Here is a 19,957-nt window from a genome sequence, read left to right on the forward strand (position 1 = left end):
ATGCCGGCCCATTTTTTTGGCATTCCGCTAAGAAACGGCCTTTAACTTCTTGATGGTTTCGCGCGATAGCTTATCCTCTGCGTAAGGTTTGGTAACCTTGAACTCGGTTTCGCCGTTACTTGGCATCTCGAACATCGCATCGGTAAAGATGGCTTCGCAGAGCGAACGCAGACCCCTGGCGCCCAATTTGTACTCAATGGCCTTTTCAACGATATAATCCAAGGCCTGATCGGTAATGGTAAACGAAATGTCGTCCATTGCGAACAGTTTTTCGTACTGCTTGATTATCGCATTTCGAGGTTCCGTTAAAATGGCCCTCAAGGTTTTCGCGTCGAGCGGGTTCATGTGGGTGAGTACCGGAAGCCTTCCGATAATCTCAGGGATGAGGCCGAATTCCTTTAGGTCCTTGGGGATAATGTACTGCAGAATGTTGTCTTGGTCTACATGGTCGTCGGCCTTGGCGGCGCTATAACCTATCGCCTGCATGTTGAGGCGCTTGGTTATGGTGCGCTCGATTCCGTCAAAGGCCCCTCCCGCTATGAACAGGATGTTTTCGGTATTCACCTCGATGAATTTTTGATCCGGATGCTTTCGCCCGCCTTTTGGCGGTACATTGACCACGGTTCCCTCGAGCAATTTTAACAGGCCTTGTTGAACGCCCTCGCCCGATACGTCGCGCGTAATGGAAGGGTTATCGCTTTTACGGGCTATCTTGTCTATTTCGTCGATAAAAACGATACCTCGTTCCGCTTTCTCCAGATTGTAATCGGCGGCCTGCAACAGTCGGGTCAGTATGCTCTCGACATCTTCGCCTACATAGCCCGCTTCGGTCAATACCGTGGCATCGACAATGGCCAGGGGTACATTGAGCATACGGGCAATGGTCTTGGCCATCAAGGTTTTTCCCGTACCGGTCTGGCCGACCATGATAATGTTACTCTTCTGTATTTCTACATCGTCTTCCTTTGATTTGGGCTGTAGCAATCGTTTGTAATGGTTGTAGACGGCTACCGACATTACCTTTTTGGTGCGTTCTTGGCCAATGATAAAAGTATCCAAAAACTCCTTGATGTCGATCGGTTTCTTAAGGGTAAGCTCCGATGATAGGTCGTTGGTCCTGGTCTGTCTCGATTCTTCGGCAACGATACCGTGGGCCTGTTCGATGCAGCGGTCACAAATATGCGCATCCAGGCCGGCAATCAACAGATTGGTTTCCGGTTTCTTTCGCCCACAGAACGAACATTCTAAATTTTCTTTTGCCATATGTATATGCTTTCTTTCAAAAAGAAACGAAATTCTTTTTGAATGGGTCCCCACCCTGGGATGAAGGCCCTCGTTATTCGATATTATGTCGAAATTATTCCGTGTCCCTTACCAAAATTTCATCGATCATGCCGTAAGCCTTGGCCTCTTCGGCCTTCATCCAGAAATCCCGGTCGCTGTCCTCGTTCACTTGTTCCAAGGTCTGGCCCGAGTGCTTCGAGATAATTTCGTAAAGTTCTTGCTTGAGTTTTAGGATCTCCCTCGCGGTAATTTCAATATCGCTGGCCTGGCCTTGGGCCCCGCCCATGGGCTGGTGGATCATAACCCGGGAGTGCGGCAGGCCGCTTCTTTTGTCCTTGGCGCCCGCGCATAGGAGCACGGCTCCCATTGAAGCCGCCATGCCTGTACAAATGGTCGCCACGTCGGGTGCTATAAATTGCATGGTGTCATAAATGCCCAAACCGGCATACACGCTGCCACCCGGTGAGTTGATGTATATTTGGATGTCCTTGGAGGAATCGGTACTCGCCAAGAACAACAACTGTGCCTGTACGATGTTTGCCACCTGATCGTTGATTCCCGTGCCCAAAAAGATGATACGGTCCATCATAAGGCGTGAAAAGACATCCATGGCAACGGCGTTCATCTGTCTTTCCTCAATAATGTTCGGGGTAAGGCCAACGGGATACATGCTGCTTAAAATGGAATCGTAATAAGTGCTGCTGATGCCTTGGTCCTTTATGGCGTATTTCTTGAATTCTTTTGCGTAATCCATGTTTCTTTCGATGTTAAGGTACCTCAAAGGTAAAATAAAAAAAAGTGCCGAAAATCAATTTCCGGCACTGTAAAGATACTTATTATTTTCCGGAAAATTAACCGTATACTTCCTTCACGAACTCTTCGTAGGTAATCTCCTTGGTTTTAAGGTTTACTTTTTCCTTGTAAAGATCCAGTAGTTTTTGGCTCATCAATTGTTCCGATAGGCGCTTTACCTCGTCTTGGTTCCCCAAGACCCTTGCGGCGATGTTGTCCAATTCCTCTTCCTGTGGGTTCAATTGGCCAAATTGGGCCATTTGCGATTTAATAAAGCCCTTGGCGAACTCCTTCAGTTCGTCGAACTGGATGGTAAGGTCGTTCTCCTTGATTATTTTGCCCTCTATAAGTTGGTAACGAAGGCCTTTTTCCGACTTTTCGTATTCCTCGTTGGCCTGCTCCTCGGAAAGAGGTTCTTCGCCGGTCATTTGGATCCACTTGGTCAAGAAACCGGTGGGAAGGTCGAATTTCGTGTTTTCGATGAAGTATTCGGTTACATCGTTGAGCAACTTTTGGTCGGACTGTTGTTCGAACTGCTTTTCGGAGTCGTTTTTAATACGCTCCCTTAGCTCTTTTTCCGACTTTACTTCGTCTTTGCCAAAGAGTTTGTCGAAAAGCTCTTGGTCCAAGGCGGCCAATTCGCGTTCGTTGATCTCCTCGATGGTAAAGCTTACCTCGATGTCGAGGTCGGTCGCCTTTTCTTGTGAAATGCCCAAAATGCTTGAAAGTAAGTAGTCTTCCTTCAAGAGCCCCTTGGTCTTAAGCGAAACGGAATCCCCAACTTTCTTGCCCTTTAGTGCGTTGAGCGCCTTTTTGCCCTTGAGCTTGTCAAGTTCGAGCGTGGTCTTGTTGTCGATTCCCTCGTCCTCGTTCCTGAAGGTTCCGGTAACCTCGTAACCTTCGCCTACTTCCTCCTTGCTGACCAACTTGCCGTACTGCTTTTGAATGCGCTCCACTTGCTCGTCGATCATCTTCTTGTCGGCAACGATCTTGTATTGGGTAATCGGTTTCTTTGTCTTTAAGGGAACCTCAAAATCCGGGGCAAGGCCTAGTTCGAATTCGAAGTTGAGCTCATCCTTGTCCCAATCGAAATTGTCTTGCTGCTTCGGAAGCGGGTTGCCTAGAACATCTAATTTTTCTTCCGTCAGGTATTTGTTGAGGTTGTCTTGGAGCAATTTGTTGACCTCGTCTACCAAAACGGCCTTGCCGTACTGCTTTTTGATCAAGCCCATGGGTACGTGGCCCTTCCTGAAACCGGGGATGTTGGCCGACTTTCGGTAGTCCTTTAATATACCCTCAACCTTGTCCTGATAATCTTCCTTGGTGATGGCTACTTTGACGACGGCGTTCAAGTCGTCGATCTGTTCTTTTGTGATGTTCATCTAAATCTTCTTTTTATTTCCAGAAAACGGGATGCAAAAATACTACAATTAATGTAGCCTACCAACTTTTTTAAGTTATTGAAATTCAATCTTCCGACAAGGTGGTCAGTCTTCTTTTAAAAGGGAGAAAAGTATGGACTGCAGAAAGGATAACAGTAGGCTGAAAAGAAGGGCCCACCAAATGCCGTCGACGCTGAAGCCGTCGATCAGTTTGTCGGCCAATAAAATGATTATGGCGTTGATGATCAGAAGAAAGAGGCCCAAGGTCAAGACCGTTACCGGCAAGGTGAGTATCACCAGGATCGGTTTGACGATAAAGTTTAAAAGACTGAGTACGATGGCCACGATAATGGCGGTGAGGTAACTGTCTACCCAAACATTGGGGAGTATTTTTGACAATATGACCACGGCCAGGGCACTGAGCAAGATTCTTAATATGAGTTTCATAATGATTTTGGTGTTTTAGGTTCTTAAAATGGGGGCGAAAGGCCCCGTACCTTTAAAAGTAAGGTATATTTTAAATAATTTGGGTCTCAGGGGCGATATTTAAGAGGCTTGGCCACTGCCGGGCCCATATTGCCCTTGCAGAAAGGCCATGGATTTTTCGAAGAAATCCTTGGGGTTTTCGGCATGTAGCCAGTGCCCCGAATGGCTTATGGTCTCAACTTGGGCCTGGGGGAAATGCCTTTTTATTTCGGGAAGGTCGGTCTCCATAATGTACTCCGAGCGGTCGCCCCGAAGGAAGAGGGTGGGGCCGCCATACGTTTCGGTCGACCCGATGTTTTCGCCGACTTCTTCCATTTTCTCGCCGAGGACCGCCAAATTGAACCGGAAACCAAGCCTCCCCTTTTCTACCCAGTACAGGTTTTTCAACAAAAACTGGCGGGTGGCCTTGTCGCGGATGTATTCGGCCAGTTGTTGGTCGGCTTCGCCCCGCGATGCGATACGATCCATGTCCAAGCGGTTCAATCCGTCGATTATGCCTTGGTGGTGCGGCGGATAGAATTTGGGGGCGATGTCGGCAACGAGCAATTTTCGGGTGCGCCCGGGATGGGTGCAGGCGAACTGCATGGCTGTCTTGCCTCCCATGGAATGGCCCAAAATAACGGCCGACGAAAGGCGGTGATGGTCCATGTAACGCTTGAGGTCGTCCGTCAGCAAGTCGTAGTTGAAGGCGTCGGACCAAAAACTTTTTCCGTGGTTGCGCTGGTCGACAAGGTGAACCTCGAAACCTTTTTGCGCATATTGGCCTCCTAGGGTTTTCCAGTTGTCCAACATGCCCAAAAAACCATGCAATATGATCAAGGGTTCGCCCTCGCCGATTATTTTGGAATGTAATATTTCGTTCATTTTAATCGATTCAGGTACATGTTTACCACATTGTCCAGTCCCAAGTAGAGGGCTTCGCAAATGAGGGCGTGGCCAATCGATACTTCGAGCAAATGGGGCACGTTTTCCTTAAAATACTTGACGTTGTCCAAACTGAGATCGTGGCCGGCATTGATGCCGAGGCCTACCTTGTGCGCCGTTTCTGCGGCTTCTGCGAAGGGGGCAACGCCTTTTTCCCTGTTTTGGGCGTAGGCAAGGGCGTAGCTTTCGGTGTACAGTTCGATCCGGTCGGTGCCGGTGTCGGCAGCGGCTTCGACCATTCTGGTGTCCGGGTCGACGAAGATCGAGGTGCGTATGCCCGCCTTTTTAAAGGTGTCGATCACCTCCTTTAAAAAATCCTTGTGCCTTAGCGTGTCCCAACCGGCATTTGAGGTAATGGCGTCTACCGCATCGGGTACAAGGGTCACTTGGTCGGGCTTGACCTCCAAGACCAAGTCGATGAACTTGGGTATGGGGTTGCCTTCGATGTTCAACTCCGTACTTACTATTTTTTTTAGGTCCCTGGCGTCTTGGTACCTTATGTGTCTTTCGTCGGGCCTGGGGTGTATGGTGATTCCCTGGCCGCCGAAAGACTCGATGTCGCGGGCCGCTTTCAAGAGATCGGGCATGTTGCCGCCGCGGGCGTTTCTAAGGGTTGCTATTTTGTTGATGTTTACACTGAGCTTTGTCATTTGGCGATGGTTTTGGCCGTTCGGCACAAAAATACGAATTAGGCATACCTTTTGAGACTTTAAATTAGTATTTTGCGTTTAATAGACAGAGCTATGCAGATCCAATCACACATATTGACGAATATTCCTTCCTTTGAAGTTGAAGATTCCCTTTTTTCGGTTATCGAATTTTTTAAGGAAAACACTTTTTCCCATGTAGCTGTGGTCGAAAAGGATATTTTTTTGGGACTCCTCTCGGAAGAGGACCTTGGGAATTTTGACGGCTCGGAACGGGTCGACCAGTACCGCTACGAATTGGATACCTTCTTTGTTAGGAAAGAGACCGGCTGGTTGGACGTGTTGGAGGCCTTTGCTCGAAACGAGGCCAATATCGTTCCCGTATTGGACGACCAAGGCAGGGTTGAGGGCTATTACGACCTTACCGATATCGTGGGTGTTTTCATCGATACGCCCTTTTTTACCGAGCCGGGGGGTATTGTCGTTGTGGCCAAGGGAATCAAGGATTATTCCTTTAGCGAGATTGCGCAAATTGTGGAGGGCAACAACACCAAGCTGATAGGTGCCTTTATCACCGATTCGAGAAACGATGTGGTTCAAGTGACGCTCAAGGTGGCCTCTTTGGACCTGAACGATATTCTTCAGACCTTCCGAAGGTACAACTACAATATTATCTTTGGAAACAGCGATGACCAGTTCTTGCAAGACCTAAAGGAGCGCTCCGATTATTTGGACAAGTACCTTAATGTTTAGGTGTAATGGGGAATATCTTCAATAATCTCCTTGTTCCAAATCCACTTTAGTTATTTTTGCCGTTCAAGGAGGGTTTTATTTCCTTCTGCCAAAAGATGAAAATATCGTATGAAGGTCGCCATTTATAGCCAAATGTATCAAGAGGATACCCGTCAATATGTGTTGCAGCTTTTGAGGGAGCTTAAAAAACGGAATGCACAGGTAGCCATCGAAAAAGAGTTCTTCGACTTTTTGTCCCATAGTTCGATAGGGGAGTACCCCACATTTGATCGCTCCGCCGGCCTTGATGGCTCTTTTGACATCTTTATAAGCTTCGGGGGCGACGGTACCATTCTTAGGGCGACCACCTTTGTAAAGGACCTGGGTATACCCATAGTCGGGGTCAATACGGGACGGCTCGGGTTTCTTTCGACCTTCAACAAGGAGGAAGTGCACAAAGTGGTACAGGAGTTTGCCGAGGGCAATTACACCATCGTCGAGCGAAGCTTGGTCGAAGTGGCCGAAGAGTCCGATATCCCCGAGTTGTCGGAGCTTAATTTTGCCCTGAACGAGGTGACCATTAGCAGAAAGGATACCACCTCCATGATTACCGTTGAGACCTACCTGAACAAGGAGTACCTTACCTCGTATTGGGCGGATGGGCTGATCATTTCCACGCCCACGGGCTCAACCGGATATTCCTTGAGTTGCGGCGGGCCCGTAATAGAGCCTACCGCAAAATCTTTGGTGCTTACCCCGATCGCCCCGCACAACCTCAATGCCCGGCCTTTGGTTATTTCCGACGACACCGAGATCCGCCTTAGGGTATCGGGCAGGGAAGAACACCACCTGATCTCGTTGGATTCCCGACTGGCCTCGGTCGAGAACGGAAAGGAAATTTTGGTCAGAAAGGCCGGATTTACCATAAAAATGGTCGAGTTTACCTCGGAGAGCTTTCTAAAAACCCTGCGCAACAAATTGCTTTGGGGAGAAGATCGCCGTAATAGGTAACGGGGCAGGCAATAAATAACAACAAATGCTGTTTATCATGTGAGAGCATTAATGAACTTGGTCGAACTTCCCGTTTTGGTAACTAAAAGTTCAAAGGGTTCAATATAACAGTTGCCGGCAATTGTTATATTCGCAAACTAATTTTTTTTATGAAGCGATTCGTTATCGTCTTACTTATTTGTGCATTCGGTAAGGTAAATGCCCAGACCTACGAAGTGGGTTTGTTCGCCGGTGGCGCCAATAATATTGGAGACGTAGGGCGTACCACCTATGTTATGCCTTCCGATATTGCCTTTGGGGGGCTTTTTAAATGGAACAAGGCCAAGCGCTACGCCTGGCGTGCCAGCATCATCTATGGTAAGTTTACGGCGGATGACTCAAAATCGAACGACCCTTCGCGACAACAACGGGGCTATGTGGCCGATAACTCCATTTTGGAGGCTTCGGCAGGGCTCGAATTCAATTTTGTCGAATACAACCTTCACAAGCTCGGACCCGCCTTTACACCTTATCTATATACCGGCCTTACCTATTTCAGGTATAACTACGATTATTTTGATGGGGGTGAAATGTTGAGTGTTTCGCAAAAAGATGGTTCCTTTGCAATACCAATGACGGTTGGTGCCAAAGTTAGGTTGAACCAATTTTTTATTTTAGGGGCCGAAATTGGGGCCCGTTATACCTTTACGGATAATCTTGACGGTAGCAACCCGGTCAAATTGAATGTGAGCCAACAACTCGGCGACCTTCATTTTGGTAATATTTTTAGCGATGATTGGTACGTTTTTTCAGGATTAACCTTAACTTACACCTTTGGTAGAAAGCCTTGTATGGACTGTTTTGAGTAGGTTTCGATCCTGATAAAGGCGTTCTTTTCTTCTGATTTGGTTTTTATAGAATTGTTATGGATGTTCTCGATGAGATAGATAAACGGAATTTACCTGTTCACCTTGCCATAATTATGGATGGCAACGGCCGTTGGGCCAAGCAAAAGGGGAAACGAAGGGTTTATGGCCACGAAAACGGCGTGCACACCGTAAGGGCCACCGTTGAGAGCTGTGCCAAGTTGGGCATCAAGTACCTTACGCTTTACACCTTTTCCACCGAAAATTGGAAAAGGCCCAAACTCGAGGTCGATACCCTTATGAAGCTGTTGGTATCTTCGTTGAAGAAAGAACTGAAGACCTTTTTGGAAAACGATATTCGCTTGAATACCATAGGGGATATCGCCTCATTGCCCAAAAAAGCCCATAGGGAACTGGTCGAAGTAATGGACAAGACCAAGGGCAATACGGGCATGACACTTACCTTGGCCCTGAGTTACGGGGCGCGCGAAGAAATAAAAAACGCCGTAAAACGTATAAGCTCCAAAGTTAAAAATAATATAATTTCAATTGAAAACATTGACGAAACCATTATTAATACTCATCTTTACACGCACGATTTGCCAGATGTAGACCTGTTGATCCGCACCAGTGGAGAGCATAGGATCAGCAATTTTTTGCTTTGGCAAATAGCGTATGCGGAATTATATTTTGTTGACGTATATTGGCCCGATTTTAGCAAAGAGCATTTGGCGGAAGCCATTAAAAGTTATCAGAACAGAGAACGAAGATTTGGAAAGACCAGCGAACAACTTATTGAATAAAAAAGATATGAAAAGGTTCATATCTTGTGAGCCTTTAATCACACTCCTACTCATTTTTACAACTACTTTTTCCGTCGCTCAAGAACTTTCTTTTGAAGACGGGAAAAAGTATATTTTGGGAGGTTTGGAGGTTACCGGACTGCAAAGCTATAACGAGCAGACGGTCAAAACCTATACGGGCCTCAGGGTCGGCCAACCGATTACCGTTCCCGGCGATGAGCTCAGTGAAATAATCAAAAAATTATGGAGCCTCGAGCTGTTCAAGGACATCCGGTTCGATCTGGTCGATATTCAAGGCGATAAGGTGTTTCTCGAACTCCATATCACCGAAAGGCCCACGCTTTCCGATGTAAAGATCAATGGCATCAAACCCAGAAAGGTCGATGACATCATCAAGGATACCGACCTTAAAAAGGGCAAAAAAATTACCGAAAGCCTCATTGCCAATACCAAAAATTACCTCGAGAACAAATACAAAAAACAGGGCTACCTCAATACGAAGGTGGCCATAGCCGTAGCGGCCGATACCTCGCAGACCAATGCCCAAAAGATGATCATCAATATCGATAAGGGCGATAAGGTAAAGATCAAAAAGATGATCTTTGAGGGCAACGAACAATTGTCCGACGCGAAACTGCGCAAGGCCATGAAGAAGACCAAGGAAAAAAGGTTTTGGCGCTTCTGGAAAAAATCGAAATTCATCGAAGAGGACTACCGGAACGATCTGTCGCTCCTGGTCGACAAATATGCCGAAAACGGCTATAGGGATGCCCGCATCATCAGCGATTCGGTGATCAAGGTCGATGAGAACAATATCAATATCAAGTTCGATATCGAGGAAGGCAACAAATATTATTTCGGTGAGATCGACTTTGTAGGGAACAGTGTGTACACCGACCGCCAATTGGCTGCCGTTTTAGGGATCAAAAAGGGCGATACCTATAATGGGGTATTGTTGCGCGAGCGTATTGCCGACGATTCGAAGCCCGATGCGGAAGACCTGACTAACCTTTACCAGAACAACGGCTATCTTTTTTCTTCGATCAACCCGGTAGAGGTCTCGGCCCAGAACGATACCATTAATTTCGAGATTCGGATAATAGAAGGTAAGGAGACCTTTTTAGACCATGTCGAGGTGGTCGGCAACGACCGGACCAACGACCATGTGATCTATCGCGAGCTCCGCACAAGGCCGGGCAACAAGTACAATAAGAGCGATATCATCCGTACGATTCGAGAACTACAGCAATTGGGCTATTTTGATGCCGAACAGATCAAGCCCGATATCCAAAATGCCAACCCCAACGAAGGTACGGTAGACATCAAGTGGAACCTGGTCGAATCGGGCTCCAGCCAGATCGAGTTGCAAGGTGGTTACGGTGGGGGTGGCTTTATCGGTACCTTGGGACTTTCCTTCAACAACTTCTCTATAAAGAACCTCTTTAACGGTGAGGAATACAAGCCGGTGCCCATGGGCGACGGGCAAACCTTCGCCATGCGCGTTCAGGCCAGTAGGACCTTTAGGGTATACAGCCTTAATTTCGCCGAACCCTGGTTCGGGGGGCAAAAGCCGGTGCGCTTTAGCTTAAACCTTTCAAGAACCCAGCAGTTTGGGGTCGACTATACCAATTCGACCAGCAACAGTATTAAGGTTGAAAAGAGCCGAGGCTTTGCCATTACCGGCATTACCGCGGGCTTGGCCAAGCGTGTACAATGGCCCGACGATTATTTTACCATCTCTCATGCCCTGAGCTACCAGTTGTACGAGTTTAACGACTATAACATCGGACTGTTTAACTTTGGTAACGGAAAGGCAAATTCCATAGCCTATACCTTGGGCATTACGCGAAATGCCACCGCAGGGGGGCGTATCTTCCCCAGGGGCGGCTCCAATTTTGAGATTACAGCCAAGTTTACCCCTCCGTACTCGCTTTTCAGCAACAAAGATTATGAATCGTTGCGCGATAGAAGTATAGAACTTCAAGAGCTAAGAATTGATCAAGGCGCCCTTACTACGGAGCAGGCCGAAGAGTTGGAGAGTGTAGACCAAGAGCGTTTCCGATGGTTGGAATACTATAAGATCAAGTTTAAGGGAGATTGGTATACTACCTTGGTGGGCGACCTGGTACTCCGTACCAATGCCGAATTCGGTTTCTTGGGCAATTACAACAACGATGTGGGCGACACTCCTTTTGAACGCTTCTTCGTAGGTGGTGACGGCTTGGGTACCTATACCTTGGACGGTAGGGATATAATTCAGTTAAGAGGCTATGAAAACCAGTCCATTACCCCTTACGACGAACTCGCGGGAAACAATAATAGTGGGGGATTGGTCTACAATAAATTCTCATTGGAACTTCGATATCCGCTAACCTTAAAACCCTCGGCCTCCATTTACGGACTCGCTTTTTTGGAAGGAGGTAACGCCTTCAACAATTTTCAGGAGTTTAATCCGTTTCAAATAAAACGATCGGCTGGAGTGGGGCTTCGGATTTTTATGCCGGCATTCGGTTTATTGGGTATTGATTTTGGATACGGGTTCGACGAAGACCTGCTACCATCTTCAATAGGCAACGGACCTAGTGGATGGCAAACACACTTCATTATCGGCCAACAGTTTTAACAAAAGGGTCGTGCCGGTCTAAAACCTTCATTTTAAAAGTTTTGGTAATTTTGGCACGATATTTTCTATTGGATAAAACGATTAAAGCAATGAAAACTAAATCGAACGTTCTTCTGGTCTTGGCCTTTACCTTGTTTTCGGTCTATACCTTCGCCCAAAGGGGGGTGAGAATAGCCTACGTTGACATGGAATATATCTTGGAAAATGTAGAGGAGTACCGCGAGGCTACCGAACAGCTGGCCAAGAAGGTGGAGAAATGGAAAATCGAGGTAGAGCAGAAGCAAAGCCAGGTCGAACAGATGAAGAAAGATCTAATGGCCGAGCGCGTTCTTTTGACCGATGAGCTGATCGCCGAAAGGGAGGAGGAAATCGAGATCCTCGAAAAAGAGGCCGTCGAATACCAGCAGAATCGCTTTGGGCCACAGGGCGACCTGGTGCTGCAAAAGAGGCAGTTGATCCAGCCGATACAAGATCAGGTCTTTAATGAGGTCCAAAAAATTGGGGCCAATAAAAAATATGATTTTATTTTTGATAAATCTGCGGATGTCGTAATGTTGTATTCCGAAAATCGGCACGATATCAGCGACTTAGTGTTGAGGGGTATCGCACGTACCCGAAGGGTGAGCAAACCCAAGCAAAAGGAGGTGCGCAGCAAGCTCGACGATTTCGAGGGCGAGGCCCCCGAAGAGGAGATAAGCGACGCCCTAAAGGAAAGGCAGGAAAGGGCTCAGCAGGCCCAGGAAGCCCGGGAGAAGACCGCCGAAGAGAAGCGGGCCGAACAATTGAAATTGCGGGAGGAACGCAAAAAGGCCTACGAGGCCCGAAGAAAAAAGCTGTTGGAAGAGCGTGAGGCCAAAAGAAAGGCCAAGTTGGAGGAACGAAAGCAAAACGGCGAAGAGGAAGAAAGTAACGAAGAAGAAGGATGAACATATATAAATGGTTAAATATGTTTGCCATATAAAGGAAAATAACCATAAATTAACACTCAAATATTTTTAACTAGAATCAGTATCATGAAAAACGTAAAGAAAATCGCCACAGCCATTGTATTGTTTGTAGCATTTACCGGGTTTGTCAACGCACAGAGCAAGATCGCCCACATCGATGTTACCCAATTGTTGAGCGCCATGCCGGAGATGAAGGCTGCTGAGGCTGAATTAAAGAAGCTTTCCGAAACGTACAATGCCGATATCGAAAGTTCCATGACCGAACTTAGAAACAAGTATACCCAGTACGAAAACGAGGCGCCGTCCAAGTCGAAGGAAGAAAACGAAAAAAGGGCATTGGAGCTCCAAGGTGTGCAAAAGAATATCGGGGAGGCACAGCAGGCCGCCCAGAGGGAGTTGCAGAAAAAGCAGCAAGAACTTTTTGCCCCGATTTCCGATAAGGCCAAGGCCGCTATCGAAAAAGTGGCAGCCGAGCAAGGCTTCGATTATGTAATCGATGCGCAGCCAGGTGGTGGACTGATCGTAGCGAAGGGAAAAGACCTTTTGCCCGATGTTAAAAAGGAGTTGGGTATTTAAGATCAGCATATAGGACAACAAAGAAAGGCCCATTTACACGGGCCTTTTCTTTTGGTTGAAATTACGGGCTCTAGAGCAATTTTCTTTTGATGTTCCTCCATCGCAGCCGGCGTATGAATTTACCCTCTTCGGGAGTGACCAAAAAGGGCCTTTCTTCCTTTTTGGCCTCAAAATAGCCGTACATGTTATCGGTGACGGCTTTTAACTTACCTTGTTTAAATGCCATTTTTAACGAGGCGATCAGGCTGATCGTAAAGCCGTACCGCATGCGGTACATGGCCTGGCCCTGCAAAAGTTTGGCCTTTTGGTCGTAGGCCTTCCCTGTAGGCCTTAGGTGTTTTACCTTAAGATGCTCGTCGGTATAGATATCGTAGCCGTGGTAGGCCGCAAGCAGTTCGTCTACCGTATCCCAGCCCATGGCGTTGCGAAGCCCTCCTATGGCCTTAAAACAAGCCCTGGAGTAGGCCTTGAAGGCTCCCCGTACATGGTTCTTGTCCATGGGGTGGTTCAACTTCCATTGCCCCTTTGCATCTTTCTCGTATACAAAACCCCCGGCAATACCCACATTGGGCTGCCCCTTGAAGATATAGGCTATTTTTTCAAAGTAGTTGTCGGGCAAAATCAGGTCGGCGTCCAACTTTACCAAAAAGTCGTAATCGGTGTCAAGAAGGGCCAGGCCCTTGGTAAAGGCATCGATTACCTTGCTGCCCGGCATATGGGCGTCGGAAGAGTGGGTGTCGAGTTTGTTGAAAATCGGGCTCAGGCCCATGAACTGCTCCATAATCCCTTCGGTGCCGTCAGTGGAATTGTCGTTTACCAAAACCACCTTGGCAGGTTGAAGGCTCTGCCTTAGCAGGGAGTTCAGGGTATCGGCCAAAAACTCCTCTTCATTGTGGGCGGGTATGACTACGTAGTACTTCATGTGGGCAAGGGCCGGTTATATTCAGGTTTCAGACATGCTTTCTTCGCTCGGCATATACGATGTAGTACCGGGGCGTAAAACTACGAAGGAGGGGGCGGATGCCTATTTTCTTAACGGGGTTCGTCCACTTGGCACTGTCCTTGATCTTCCATCCCGATTTTTCCAGAAGCCAATCGAACTGCCAATCCTCAAATTCGTGGTAGTGCCGGTCCCAAGGGTCCGTCTTGCTCCGGTAGGCCGGGGCGAACCACAACTTGAGCGGAATGCTGGCCACCAATTTGTCGGCCTTTATCTCGCTCAGTACGTTGAAGGGGGCCAAGAGGTGCTCGAAGATTTCAAAGGCCGTTACCACCTGCGCATCCGAGTTTACGACGCTGGAAAAATCGACATCCAGGTCTTCCCCTTTGGTATTTTCTACCTGATACCCCTCTTTTATCATGATTTCGGAGAAGGGATTGGCCACGCCCAGGTCTAAAATGGGCTCTTCTTGGGCAATATGCTTTTTTAAGAAGGATAGGGTATGCTGAAAACGTTTGCTGGGATAGGTGTTCTCGTACATTTTCTTGGTAAAGTTTCTAAAATTTAAGGCCTCAAGCCAAAAATAGATAGCTTAATACCACAAGGTTAAATTTGATAGGTGATGGCATTGATGTTCATACCGGCACCGACACTGGCAAATATAACAACATCTCCCTTTTGCACCTGCTGGTTTTTCATTTTTCCTTTTCGAACCCTATCGAAGAGCGTGGGAATGGTGGCCACCGAACTGTTGCCCAATTCACCGATGCTCATGGGCATGACCCCTGACGGCGGCTCTTTGTCGTAAAGGGCATAGAAGCGTTTTACAATGGCCTCGTCCATCTTGGCGTTCGCCTGGTGGATGAATATTTTTTTGACGGCCCCGATGTCTGACCCACTTTGGTCCAGGCAGGTTTTCATGGCTTGGGGAACGTGGGTAAGGGCGAATTCGTAGATTTTTCGGCCGTGCATCTTGATGTATTGGGCGCTGTCTTCCTTTTTGTTGTACGAATTTCCAAAAAACAGGTAGAAGGCTTCCTTTGTGGCGTGGGTGGCACTGGCATGCGCGAGGATGTTTCCCCCGCCGTTGTGGGCCTGCACAATGGCGGCCCCGGCCCCGTCTGCGTATATCATGCTATCGCGGTCGAAGGGATCGACAATTCGTGAGAGGGTCTCGGCACCGATGACCAAGCAGGTTTTGGCGATTCCTGCATCGATAAACGCCTTGGCCTGAATGACGCCCTGTACCCATCCAGGGCAGCCGAACAGTATATCGTAGGCCACACAATTGGCATTCTGTATCTGTAGATGGTGCTTTACCCGGGTCGCCAGGCTCGGTACGGTGTCGCCTTGGTTTTGGCCCTGGGCGATATCGCCGAAATTATGGGCAAAGATGATATGGTCGATCGTGTTCTTGTCAATAGCGGCATCCGCTATGGCTTTTTCGGCCGCCAAAAAACCCATGTCGGAGGTGTTCAGTTCGTCGGGGGCATACCTTCTTTCTTTTATCCCGGTGATGGCCCGAAATTTATCGATAATTACTGGGTTGGGCTGGGTAAAGGGCGTACCGTTCGAATTGAGGAATTCGTGCTGGATAAAATCTTGGTTAGTAACGATCCTTGGGGGGATGTATGAACCTGTTCCGGTAATTGCAATGGACATCATATCGAAATATTAGCTTAGGTTCCAAAAGGTACTACAAATAACCTATAGAACTATGCGTGCATAGTAGTTAATACGATGTCCAAAAAAACAATGAACGGGCCCCAAAACAACAAAAGGCCTTTCCATGGTCTGGAAAGGCCTGTAGTTTGCGCTATTTCAAAGATTATTCGGTTTCGGCATACGATTCTATGGGCGTACAGGTGCACATTAAATTACGGTCTCCATAAGCATCGTCTACCCTTCTGACCGATGGCCAGAATTTGTTTTCGTACAAATAAGGCAGGGGGAAGCCGGCCTTTTGCCTGCTGTAGGGCAGGTCCCACTCATCGCAGGTCAACATCTCGAGGGTATGTGGTGCATTCTTGAGTACGTTGTCGGGATCTTCGCCCGAAATCGAGTCGATCTCTTCGCGAATGGACAGCATGGCATCGCAAAAACGGTCGAGCTCGGCCAAGCTTTCGCTTTCGGTAGGTTCGATCATCAGGGTGCCGGCTACGGGAAAAGATACGGTAGGCGCGTGAAAACCGTAATCCATCAGGCGTTTTGCGATGTCGGTGACTTCGACTCCCTTTTTCTTGAACGGTCTACAGTCGATGATCATTTCGTGCGCGGCACGGCCCTGCTCACCGGTATAAAGTACATCGAAACGGCCGCTGAGCCTGTCTTTGATGTAATTGGCGTTTAAAATGGCTATTTCGGTCGATTTTCGCAAGCCTTCCTCCCCGAGCATTTTGATATAGCCGTAAGAGATGAGGCAGACCAGGGAACTGCCCCAGGGCGCGCCCGAAATGGCGGTTATGGCCTTGGGACCACCGGTTTTAATGATCGGGTTGCCCGGTAAAAAGGGAGCCAGTCTTTCTGTGACACATATGGGGCCCACACCGGGTCCGCCACCACCGTGGGGTATGGCAAAGGTTTTGTGCAGGTTCAAATGACAGACATCGGCGCCAATGGTCGCCGGATTGGTCAGGCCAACTTGGGCATTCATGTTGGCCCCGTCCATATAGACCAGGCCGCCATGATCGTGTATGACCTGGGTGATATGCCTTATCGATGACTCGAACACACCGTGGGTCGAAGGGTAGGTGACCATAAGTGCCGCAAGGTTGTTGCCGTACTTGGTCGCTTTTTCCTCTAGGTCGCTTACATCGATATTTCCCTTTTCGTCCGTTTTGGTGACGACCACTTGCATACCCGCCATTACGGCCGAGGCCGGATTCGTGCCGTGGGCGGAAGCCGGTATGAGGCAAATGTTCCGATGGCCCTCGTTCTGCGATTCGTGGTAGGCCCTTATGGTCATTAGCCCTGCGTACTCGCCTTGGGCCCCGGAGTTGGGCTGAAGGGAGGTAGCGGCGAAACCGGTGATCGTCGAGAGGTCTTTTTCCAGTTCCCTGAGCACAATTTGATAGCCCTCGGCCTGTTCGGTAGGAACGAAGGGGTGGATGTTTCCCCAACGGGGCATGCTCAGCGGAAGCATCTCGGAGGCGGCGTTGAGTTTCATGGTACAGCTGCCCAAGGAAATCATACTGTGGTTCAAAGAAAGGTCTTTGCGTTCCAGTTTTTTGATATAGCGCATCAACTCGGTTTCCGAATGGTACGAATTGAAAACCTTGCTTTCCAGGTATGTCGAGCTTCGCTGTATATTTTCAGGGATGACGGAAGCGTTTAAGAGTTCGGTTACCTCGATGTCTTCCTTGCCCAAAGCCTTTGTAAAGATGCCTACGATTTGTCGCAGATCGTGCAGCGAGGTGGCCTCATTGACCGCGATCGAAATGGTCGTGTCGTCGATATAGAGGAAATTGACCCCTTCCTTTTCGGCTACCGGCCTTATTGACGAGGCGTCGGCCTTGAGGCAAAGGGTATCGAAGTAAGAACCGTTCGTTTGTTGTACTCCCAGTCTTTCTAGGGCGTTCGCCAAGGTAACGGCGGTGTTGTGGACCTTTGTGGCAATATATTTGAGTCCCTTGGGTCCGTGATAAACGGCGTACATACCGGCCATTACCGCCAACAGTACCTGGGCGGTACAAATGTTCGATGTGGCCTTGTCGCGTTTGATGTGCTGCTCCCGTGTTTGCAGGGCCATTCTTAGGGCCGGTTTGCCATCAAGGTCTTTGGTTACCCCGATTATGCGCCCCGGAATGTTTCTTTTGTACGCCTCTTTGGTGGCAAAATACGCCGCATGTGGACCTCCGTAGCCGAGTGGAATGCCAAAGCGCTGGGTGGTTCCCACAACCACGTCGGCACCGAATTCCCCTGGGGGAGTGAGCAGGAGCAGACTCAATAGGTCTGCCGCTACGGCCACTTTTATGTCCGATTCCTGGGCCTTTGAAACGAATCCGGAATAGTCGAAGACCTCGCCGTATTTGCCGGGGTATTGCAATAAGGCGCCATAATACTCTTTGCCGAAGTCGAATGTACGATGGTCGCCGATTACCAATTCGATGCCTACCGGGGTGGCCCTGGTCTTGAGCAGCGAAAGGGTTTGTGGCAGTATTTCTTCCGAAACGAAGAATTTCGATGTGTTTTGCTTCTTTTGTTCCCTACTGCGAACATCGTACAACATGGTCATGGCCTCTGCGGCCGCCGTACTTTCGTCCAACAACGAAGCATTGGCCAGTTCCATACCGGTGAGGTCGCTGATCATGGTTTGGAAATTCAAGAGGGCCTCGAGCCTCCCTTGTGCTATTTCTGCCTGGTAGGGGGTGTATGCCGTATACCATCCCGGGTTTTCAAGTATGTTTCTCTTGATTACCGAAGGGGTCAGGCTTTCGTGGTAGCCCAAGCCGATATAGGTTCTGAAGAGCTGGTTTTTTTCGGATAATTCTTGGATGTGTGCCAAGAACTTGTGCTCGCTCATGGGCTCGTCCAATTGAAGGGGCTTCTTCAGGCGAATGTCATCCGGGATGGTTTCCTGTATTAGTTGTTCCAAGGTATGGGCGCCTACCTTGCCAAGCATCGGGGTCAGGTCTTTTTCCTTAATTCCGATGTGGCGTAAGGCAAAAACATCTGTTTTCATAGAAATTGAATAAAAAGATGTGCAAAACTAGTTATAAATACAGATAAAACATGCGGTTTGTCGATTAAGGTAAAGAAAGTTTTTAACCGTAAATCGACCTTATCAACACTTTGGTTACATTTGTTAAATGAAGTGGTTGCAGCGTTTGTTCGACTTTTACCTCGATGCCAGTATTCATGTGGCCTTTGCTGTATTTGCCTTGGTACACGTAGCGGGTATAACCTTGAATATTCCGATAGACCGGCACCTGGCCTGGTTTTTGTTCTTTGGGACGATCGTCTGCTATAATTTTATGAAGTACGGGGTCGAGGCCGAGAAATACATTCTTGTGGCCAATAGGTATCACAAGAACATTCAATTTGCAAGTTTTGTCGCCTTCGCCGCGGCCTCGTACCACGCGTATTTTCTTCCGGGGCGTATATGGGCCGCATTGGCCTGCCTTGTCTTCCTGACCTTTCTCTACGCACTTCCCGTCTTGCCGAAGGCGGGAAAATTGAGAAACCTGGGCGGGTTCAAAATGTTGGTGGTGGCCTTGGTATGGGCAGGTACTACCGTTGTCCTTCCCGCCTTGGAATGGGGCCGGGTAGGGTGGTGGGATACGGGGATAGAGACCTTGCGCCATTTTTTACTGGTCTTTATACTTTTGATACCCTTTGAAATCAGGGACCTGGTCTACGACAGTCCGGACCTGCATACCTTGCCCCAACGAATTGGTATCGCCCGAACCAAGATTGTGGGGGCATTGGCCAATATGCCGCTTTTTTTCGTTGTGTTGTTCAAAGATTCGATTGCAGTTTTCGAATTGGTCGCCGCGGGCATTTTGTTCTTGGGGTTCGGGTTTTTGATGTTTTTTACCCAGCGAAAGCAAGGCCGCTATTTCTCTTCTTTTTTTGTTGAATCGATCCCCATAATGCTTTGGGGCGTGTACTTGGTGCTGCAATACCTGTTTAACTCTTAGAACGCAGCCGGTCTTTCATTTGCTCTTTTTCCTTGTTGGAGAGACCGTGTAGATGGGCCTTGTTGCACAGCGAGGTGAGTTGTGAGTTCTTTTTGCTGAATTTGGTACAGGTTTCGCACATCAACAAATGGTACCTCAACTTGAGTTTTTCGATGAATGTGGCTTCCTTGTATTGTATTTTGTTACAAATGATAGCGGCTTTTTCGCAAGATATCATAGTGGTGTCTAAATGTTTGCTTTCTGGAAAGTAAGATTTTGTCAACAAAATGCTGTACTGTCCTTTATTCCTTTTTTTAGGTCTTTTGGTACCCTGGCCTATATTTTTT

At 48.2% G+C, this 19,957-nt stretch carries 19 protein-coding genes; 8 read left to right on the plus strand and 11 right to left on the minus strand.

What is annotated here, in order from left to right:
- Window positions 1-27: 27 nt before the first annotated feature.
- The 6 genes from clpX to BUB37_RS16615 form a co-directional block, all read right to left on the minus strand.
- Window positions 28-1,263, minus strand: coding sequence for an ATP-dependent Clp protease ATP-binding subunit ClpX (gene clpX / locus BUB37_RS16590; protein ID WP_072994954.1), 1,236 nt, complete (start codon window positions 1,261-1,263; stop codon window positions 28-30).
- Between the two features lie 94 nt (window positions 1,264-1,357).
- Window positions 1,358-2,038, minus strand: coding sequence for an ATP-dependent Clp endopeptidase proteolytic subunit ClpP (gene clpP, locus BUB37_RS16595; RefSeq protein WP_072995067.1), 681 nt, complete (start codon window positions 2,036-2,038; stop codon window positions 1,358-1,360).
- Between the two features lie 97 nt (window positions 2,039-2,135).
- Complete coding sequence (tig, locus tag BUB37_RS16600) at window positions 2,136-3,458, minus strand: trigger factor (protein ID WP_072994955.1); 1,323 nt, start codon at window positions 3,456-3,458, stop codon at window positions 2,136-2,138.
- A 105-nt stretch (window positions 3,459-3,563) separates the two neighbouring features.
- Window positions 3,564-3,905 carry a phage holin family protein gene (locus BUB37_RS16605; RefSeq protein ID WP_072994956.1) on the minus strand — a complete coding sequence of 114 codons (342 nt, stop codon included), beginning with the start codon at window positions 3,903-3,905 and terminating at the stop codon, window positions 3,564-3,566.
- Between the two features lie 99 nt (window positions 3,906-4,004).
- Complete coding sequence (locus BUB37_RS16610; RefSeq protein ID WP_072994957.1) at window positions 4,005-4,808, minus strand: alpha/beta fold hydrolase; 804 nt, start codon at window positions 4,806-4,808, stop codon at window positions 4,005-4,007.
- Complete coding sequence (locus BUB37_RS16615; RefSeq protein WP_072994958.1) at window positions 4,805-5,518, minus strand: pyridoxine 5'-phosphate synthase; 714 nt, start codon at window positions 5,516-5,518, stop codon at window positions 4,805-4,807. Before BUB37_RS16615 ends, BUB37_RS16610 begins: the two co-directional genes overlap by 4 nt.
- A 93-nt stretch (window positions 5,519-5,611) precedes the next feature.
- Here BUB37_RS16615 and BUB37_RS16620 point away from each other — a divergent pair, with 93 nt between their 5' ends.
- From BUB37_RS16620 to BUB37_RS16650, 7 genes are all read left to right on the plus strand, one after another.
- On the plus strand, window positions 5,612-6,268 hold the full coding sequence (locus tag BUB37_RS16620; protein ID WP_072994959.1) for a CBS domain-containing protein: 657 nt from the start codon (window positions 5,612-5,614) through the stop codon (window positions 6,266-6,268).
- A gap of 108 nt (window positions 6,269-6,376) precedes the next feature.
- Complete coding sequence (locus BUB37_RS16625; protein ID WP_072994960.1) at window positions 6,377-7,258, plus strand: NAD kinase; 882 nt, start codon at window positions 6,377-6,379, stop codon at window positions 7,256-7,258.
- A gap of 149 nt (window positions 7,259-7,407) precedes the next feature.
- Window positions 7,408-8,106, plus strand: coding sequence for a type IX secretion system protein PorG (gene porG / locus BUB37_RS16630; RefSeq protein WP_072994961.1), 699 nt, complete (start codon window positions 7,408-7,410; stop codon window positions 8,104-8,106).
- A gap of 56 nt (window positions 8,107-8,162) precedes the next feature.
- Window positions 8,163-8,906 carry an isoprenyl transferase gene (locus tag BUB37_RS16635; RefSeq protein ID WP_072994962.1) on the plus strand — a complete coding sequence of 248 codons (744 nt, stop codon included), beginning with the start codon at window positions 8,163-8,165 and terminating at the stop codon, window positions 8,904-8,906.
- A 7-nt stretch (window positions 8,907-8,913) separates the two neighbouring features.
- Window positions 8,914-11,529, plus strand: coding sequence for an outer membrane protein assembly factor BamA (bamA, locus tag BUB37_RS16640; RefSeq protein ID WP_072995068.1), 2,616 nt, complete (start codon window positions 8,914-8,916; stop codon window positions 11,527-11,529).
- Between the two features lie 89 nt (window positions 11,530-11,618).
- Window positions 11,619-12,455, plus strand: coding sequence for an OmpH/Skp family outer membrane protein (locus BUB37_RS16645; RefSeq protein ID WP_072994963.1), 837 nt, complete (start codon window positions 11,619-11,621; stop codon window positions 12,453-12,455).
- An 87-nt stretch (window positions 12,456-12,542) separates the two neighbouring features.
- Window positions 12,543-13,052, plus strand: coding sequence for an OmpH/Skp family outer membrane protein (locus BUB37_RS16650; RefSeq protein WP_072994964.1), 510 nt, complete (start codon window positions 12,543-12,545; stop codon window positions 13,050-13,052).
- A gap of 70 nt (window positions 13,053-13,122) precedes the next feature.
- On the opposite strand, the gene BUB37_RS16655 is transcribed toward BUB37_RS16650, so the two are convergent.
- The 4 genes from BUB37_RS16655 to gcvP form a co-directional block, all read right to left on the minus strand.
- Entirely contained in the window at window positions 13,123-13,974 is an 852-nt protein-coding gene (locus BUB37_RS16655; RefSeq protein WP_072994965.1) for a glycosyltransferase family 2 protein, read from the minus strand.
- 28 nt (window positions 13,975-14,002) lie between these two features.
- A complete protein-coding gene (locus BUB37_RS16660) occupies window positions 14,003-14,533 on the minus strand; it encodes a methyltransferase (protein WP_072994966.1) in 531 nt (176 codons plus the stop codon).
- Window positions 14,534-14,598: 65 nt separating this feature from the next.
- Complete coding sequence (locus BUB37_RS16665) at window positions 14,599-15,654, minus strand: 3-oxoacyl-ACP synthase III family protein (protein WP_072994967.1); 1,056 nt, start codon at window positions 15,652-15,654, stop codon at window positions 14,599-14,601.
- Window positions 15,655-15,820: 166 nt separating this feature from the next.
- A complete protein-coding gene (gcvP, locus tag BUB37_RS16670) occupies window positions 15,821-18,673 on the minus strand; it encodes an aminomethyl-transferring glycine dehydrogenase (protein WP_072994968.1) in 2,853 nt (950 codons plus the stop codon).
- Window positions 18,674-18,800: 127 nt separating this feature from the next.
- Between gcvP and BUB37_RS16675 the strand changes: the two genes are divergently transcribed.
- Entirely contained in the window at window positions 18,801-19,631 is an 831-nt protein-coding gene (locus BUB37_RS16675) for a UbiA prenyltransferase family protein (protein ID WP_072994969.1), read from the plus strand.
- On the opposite strand, the gene BUB37_RS16680 is transcribed toward BUB37_RS16675, so the two are convergent.
- Window positions 19,621-19,848 carry a hypothetical protein gene (locus tag BUB37_RS16680; protein ID WP_072995069.1) on the minus strand — a complete coding sequence of 76 codons (228 nt, stop codon included), beginning with the start codon at window positions 19,846-19,848 and terminating at the stop codon, window positions 19,621-19,623. The genes BUB37_RS16675 and BUB37_RS16680 overlap by 11 nt on opposite strands.
- Window positions 19,849-19,957: the final 109 nt, after the last annotated feature.

Origin of the sequence: Pseudozobellia thermophila (assembly GCF_900141855.1) — a bacterium.
In the GTDB taxonomy this organism is placed as follows: domain Bacteria; phylum Bacteroidota; class Bacteroidia; order Flavobacteriales; family Flavobacteriaceae; genus Pseudozobellia; species Pseudozobellia thermophila.

Bases quoted from the DNA above. Each gene is read 5' to 3' on its own strand.
- clpX (WP_072994954.1), bottom strand. From the start codon at position 1,263: ATGGCAAAAGAAAATTTAGAATGTTCGTTCTGTGGGCGAAAGAAACCG.
- clpP (WP_072995067.1), bottom strand. From the start codon at position 2,038: ATGGATTACGCAAAAGAATTCAAGAAATACGCCATAAAGGACCAAGGC.
- tig (WP_072994955.1), bottom strand. From the start codon at position 3,458: ATGAACATCACAAAAGAACAGATCGACGACTTGAACGCCGTCGTCAAA.
- BUB37_RS16605 (WP_072994956.1), bottom strand. From the start codon at position 3,905: ATGAAACTCATATTAAGAATCTTGCTCAGTGCCCTGGCCGTGGTCATA.
- BUB37_RS16610 (WP_072994957.1), bottom strand. From the start codon at position 4,808: ATGAACGAAATATTACATTCCAAAATAATCGGCGAGGGCGAACCCTTG.
- BUB37_RS16615 (WP_072994958.1), bottom strand. From the start codon at position 5,518: ATGACAAAGCTCAGTGTAAACATCAACAAAATAGCAACCCTTAGAAAC.
- BUB37_RS16620 (WP_072994959.1), top strand. From the start codon at position 5,612: ATGCAGATCCAATCACACATATTGACGAATATTCCTTCCTTTGAAGTT.
- BUB37_RS16625 (WP_072994960.1), top strand. From the start codon at position 6,377: ATGAAGGTCGCCATTTATAGCCAAATGTATCAAGAGGATACCCGTCAA.
- porG (WP_072994961.1), top strand. From the start codon at position 7,408: ATGAAGCGATTCGTTATCGTCTTACTTATTTGTGCATTCGGTAAGGTA.
- BUB37_RS16635 (WP_072994962.1), top strand. From the start codon at position 8,163: ATGGATGTTCTCGATGAGATAGATAAACGGAATTTACCTGTTCACCTT.
- bamA (WP_072995068.1), top strand. From the start codon at position 8,914: ATGAAAAGGTTCATATCTTGTGAGCCTTTAATCACACTCCTACTCATT.
- BUB37_RS16645 (WP_072994963.1), top strand. From the start codon at position 11,619: ATGAAAACTAAATCGAACGTTCTTCTGGTCTTGGCCTTTACCTTGTTT.
- BUB37_RS16650 (WP_072994964.1), top strand. From the start codon at position 12,543: ATGAAAAACGTAAAGAAAATCGCCACAGCCATTGTATTGTTTGTAGCA.
- BUB37_RS16655 (WP_072994965.1), bottom strand. From the start codon at position 13,974: ATGAAGTACTACGTAGTCATACCCGCCCACAATGAAGAGGAGTTTTTG.
- BUB37_RS16660 (WP_072994966.1), bottom strand. From the start codon at position 14,533: ATGTACGAGAACACCTATCCCAGCAAACGTTTTCAGCATACCCTATCC.
- BUB37_RS16665 (WP_072994967.1), bottom strand. From the start codon at position 15,654: ATGTCCATTGCAATTACCGGAACAGGTTCATACATCCCCCCAAGGATC.
- gcvP (WP_072994968.1), bottom strand. From the start codon at position 18,673: ATGAAAACAGATGTTTTTGCCTTACGCCACATCGGAATTAAGGAAAAA.
- BUB37_RS16675 (WP_072994969.1), top strand. From the start codon at position 18,801: ATGAAGTGGTTGCAGCGTTTGTTCGACTTTTACCTCGATGCCAGTATT.
- BUB37_RS16680 (WP_072995069.1), bottom strand. From the start codon at position 19,848: ATGATATCTTGCGAAAAAGCCGCTATCATTTGTAACAAAATACAATAC.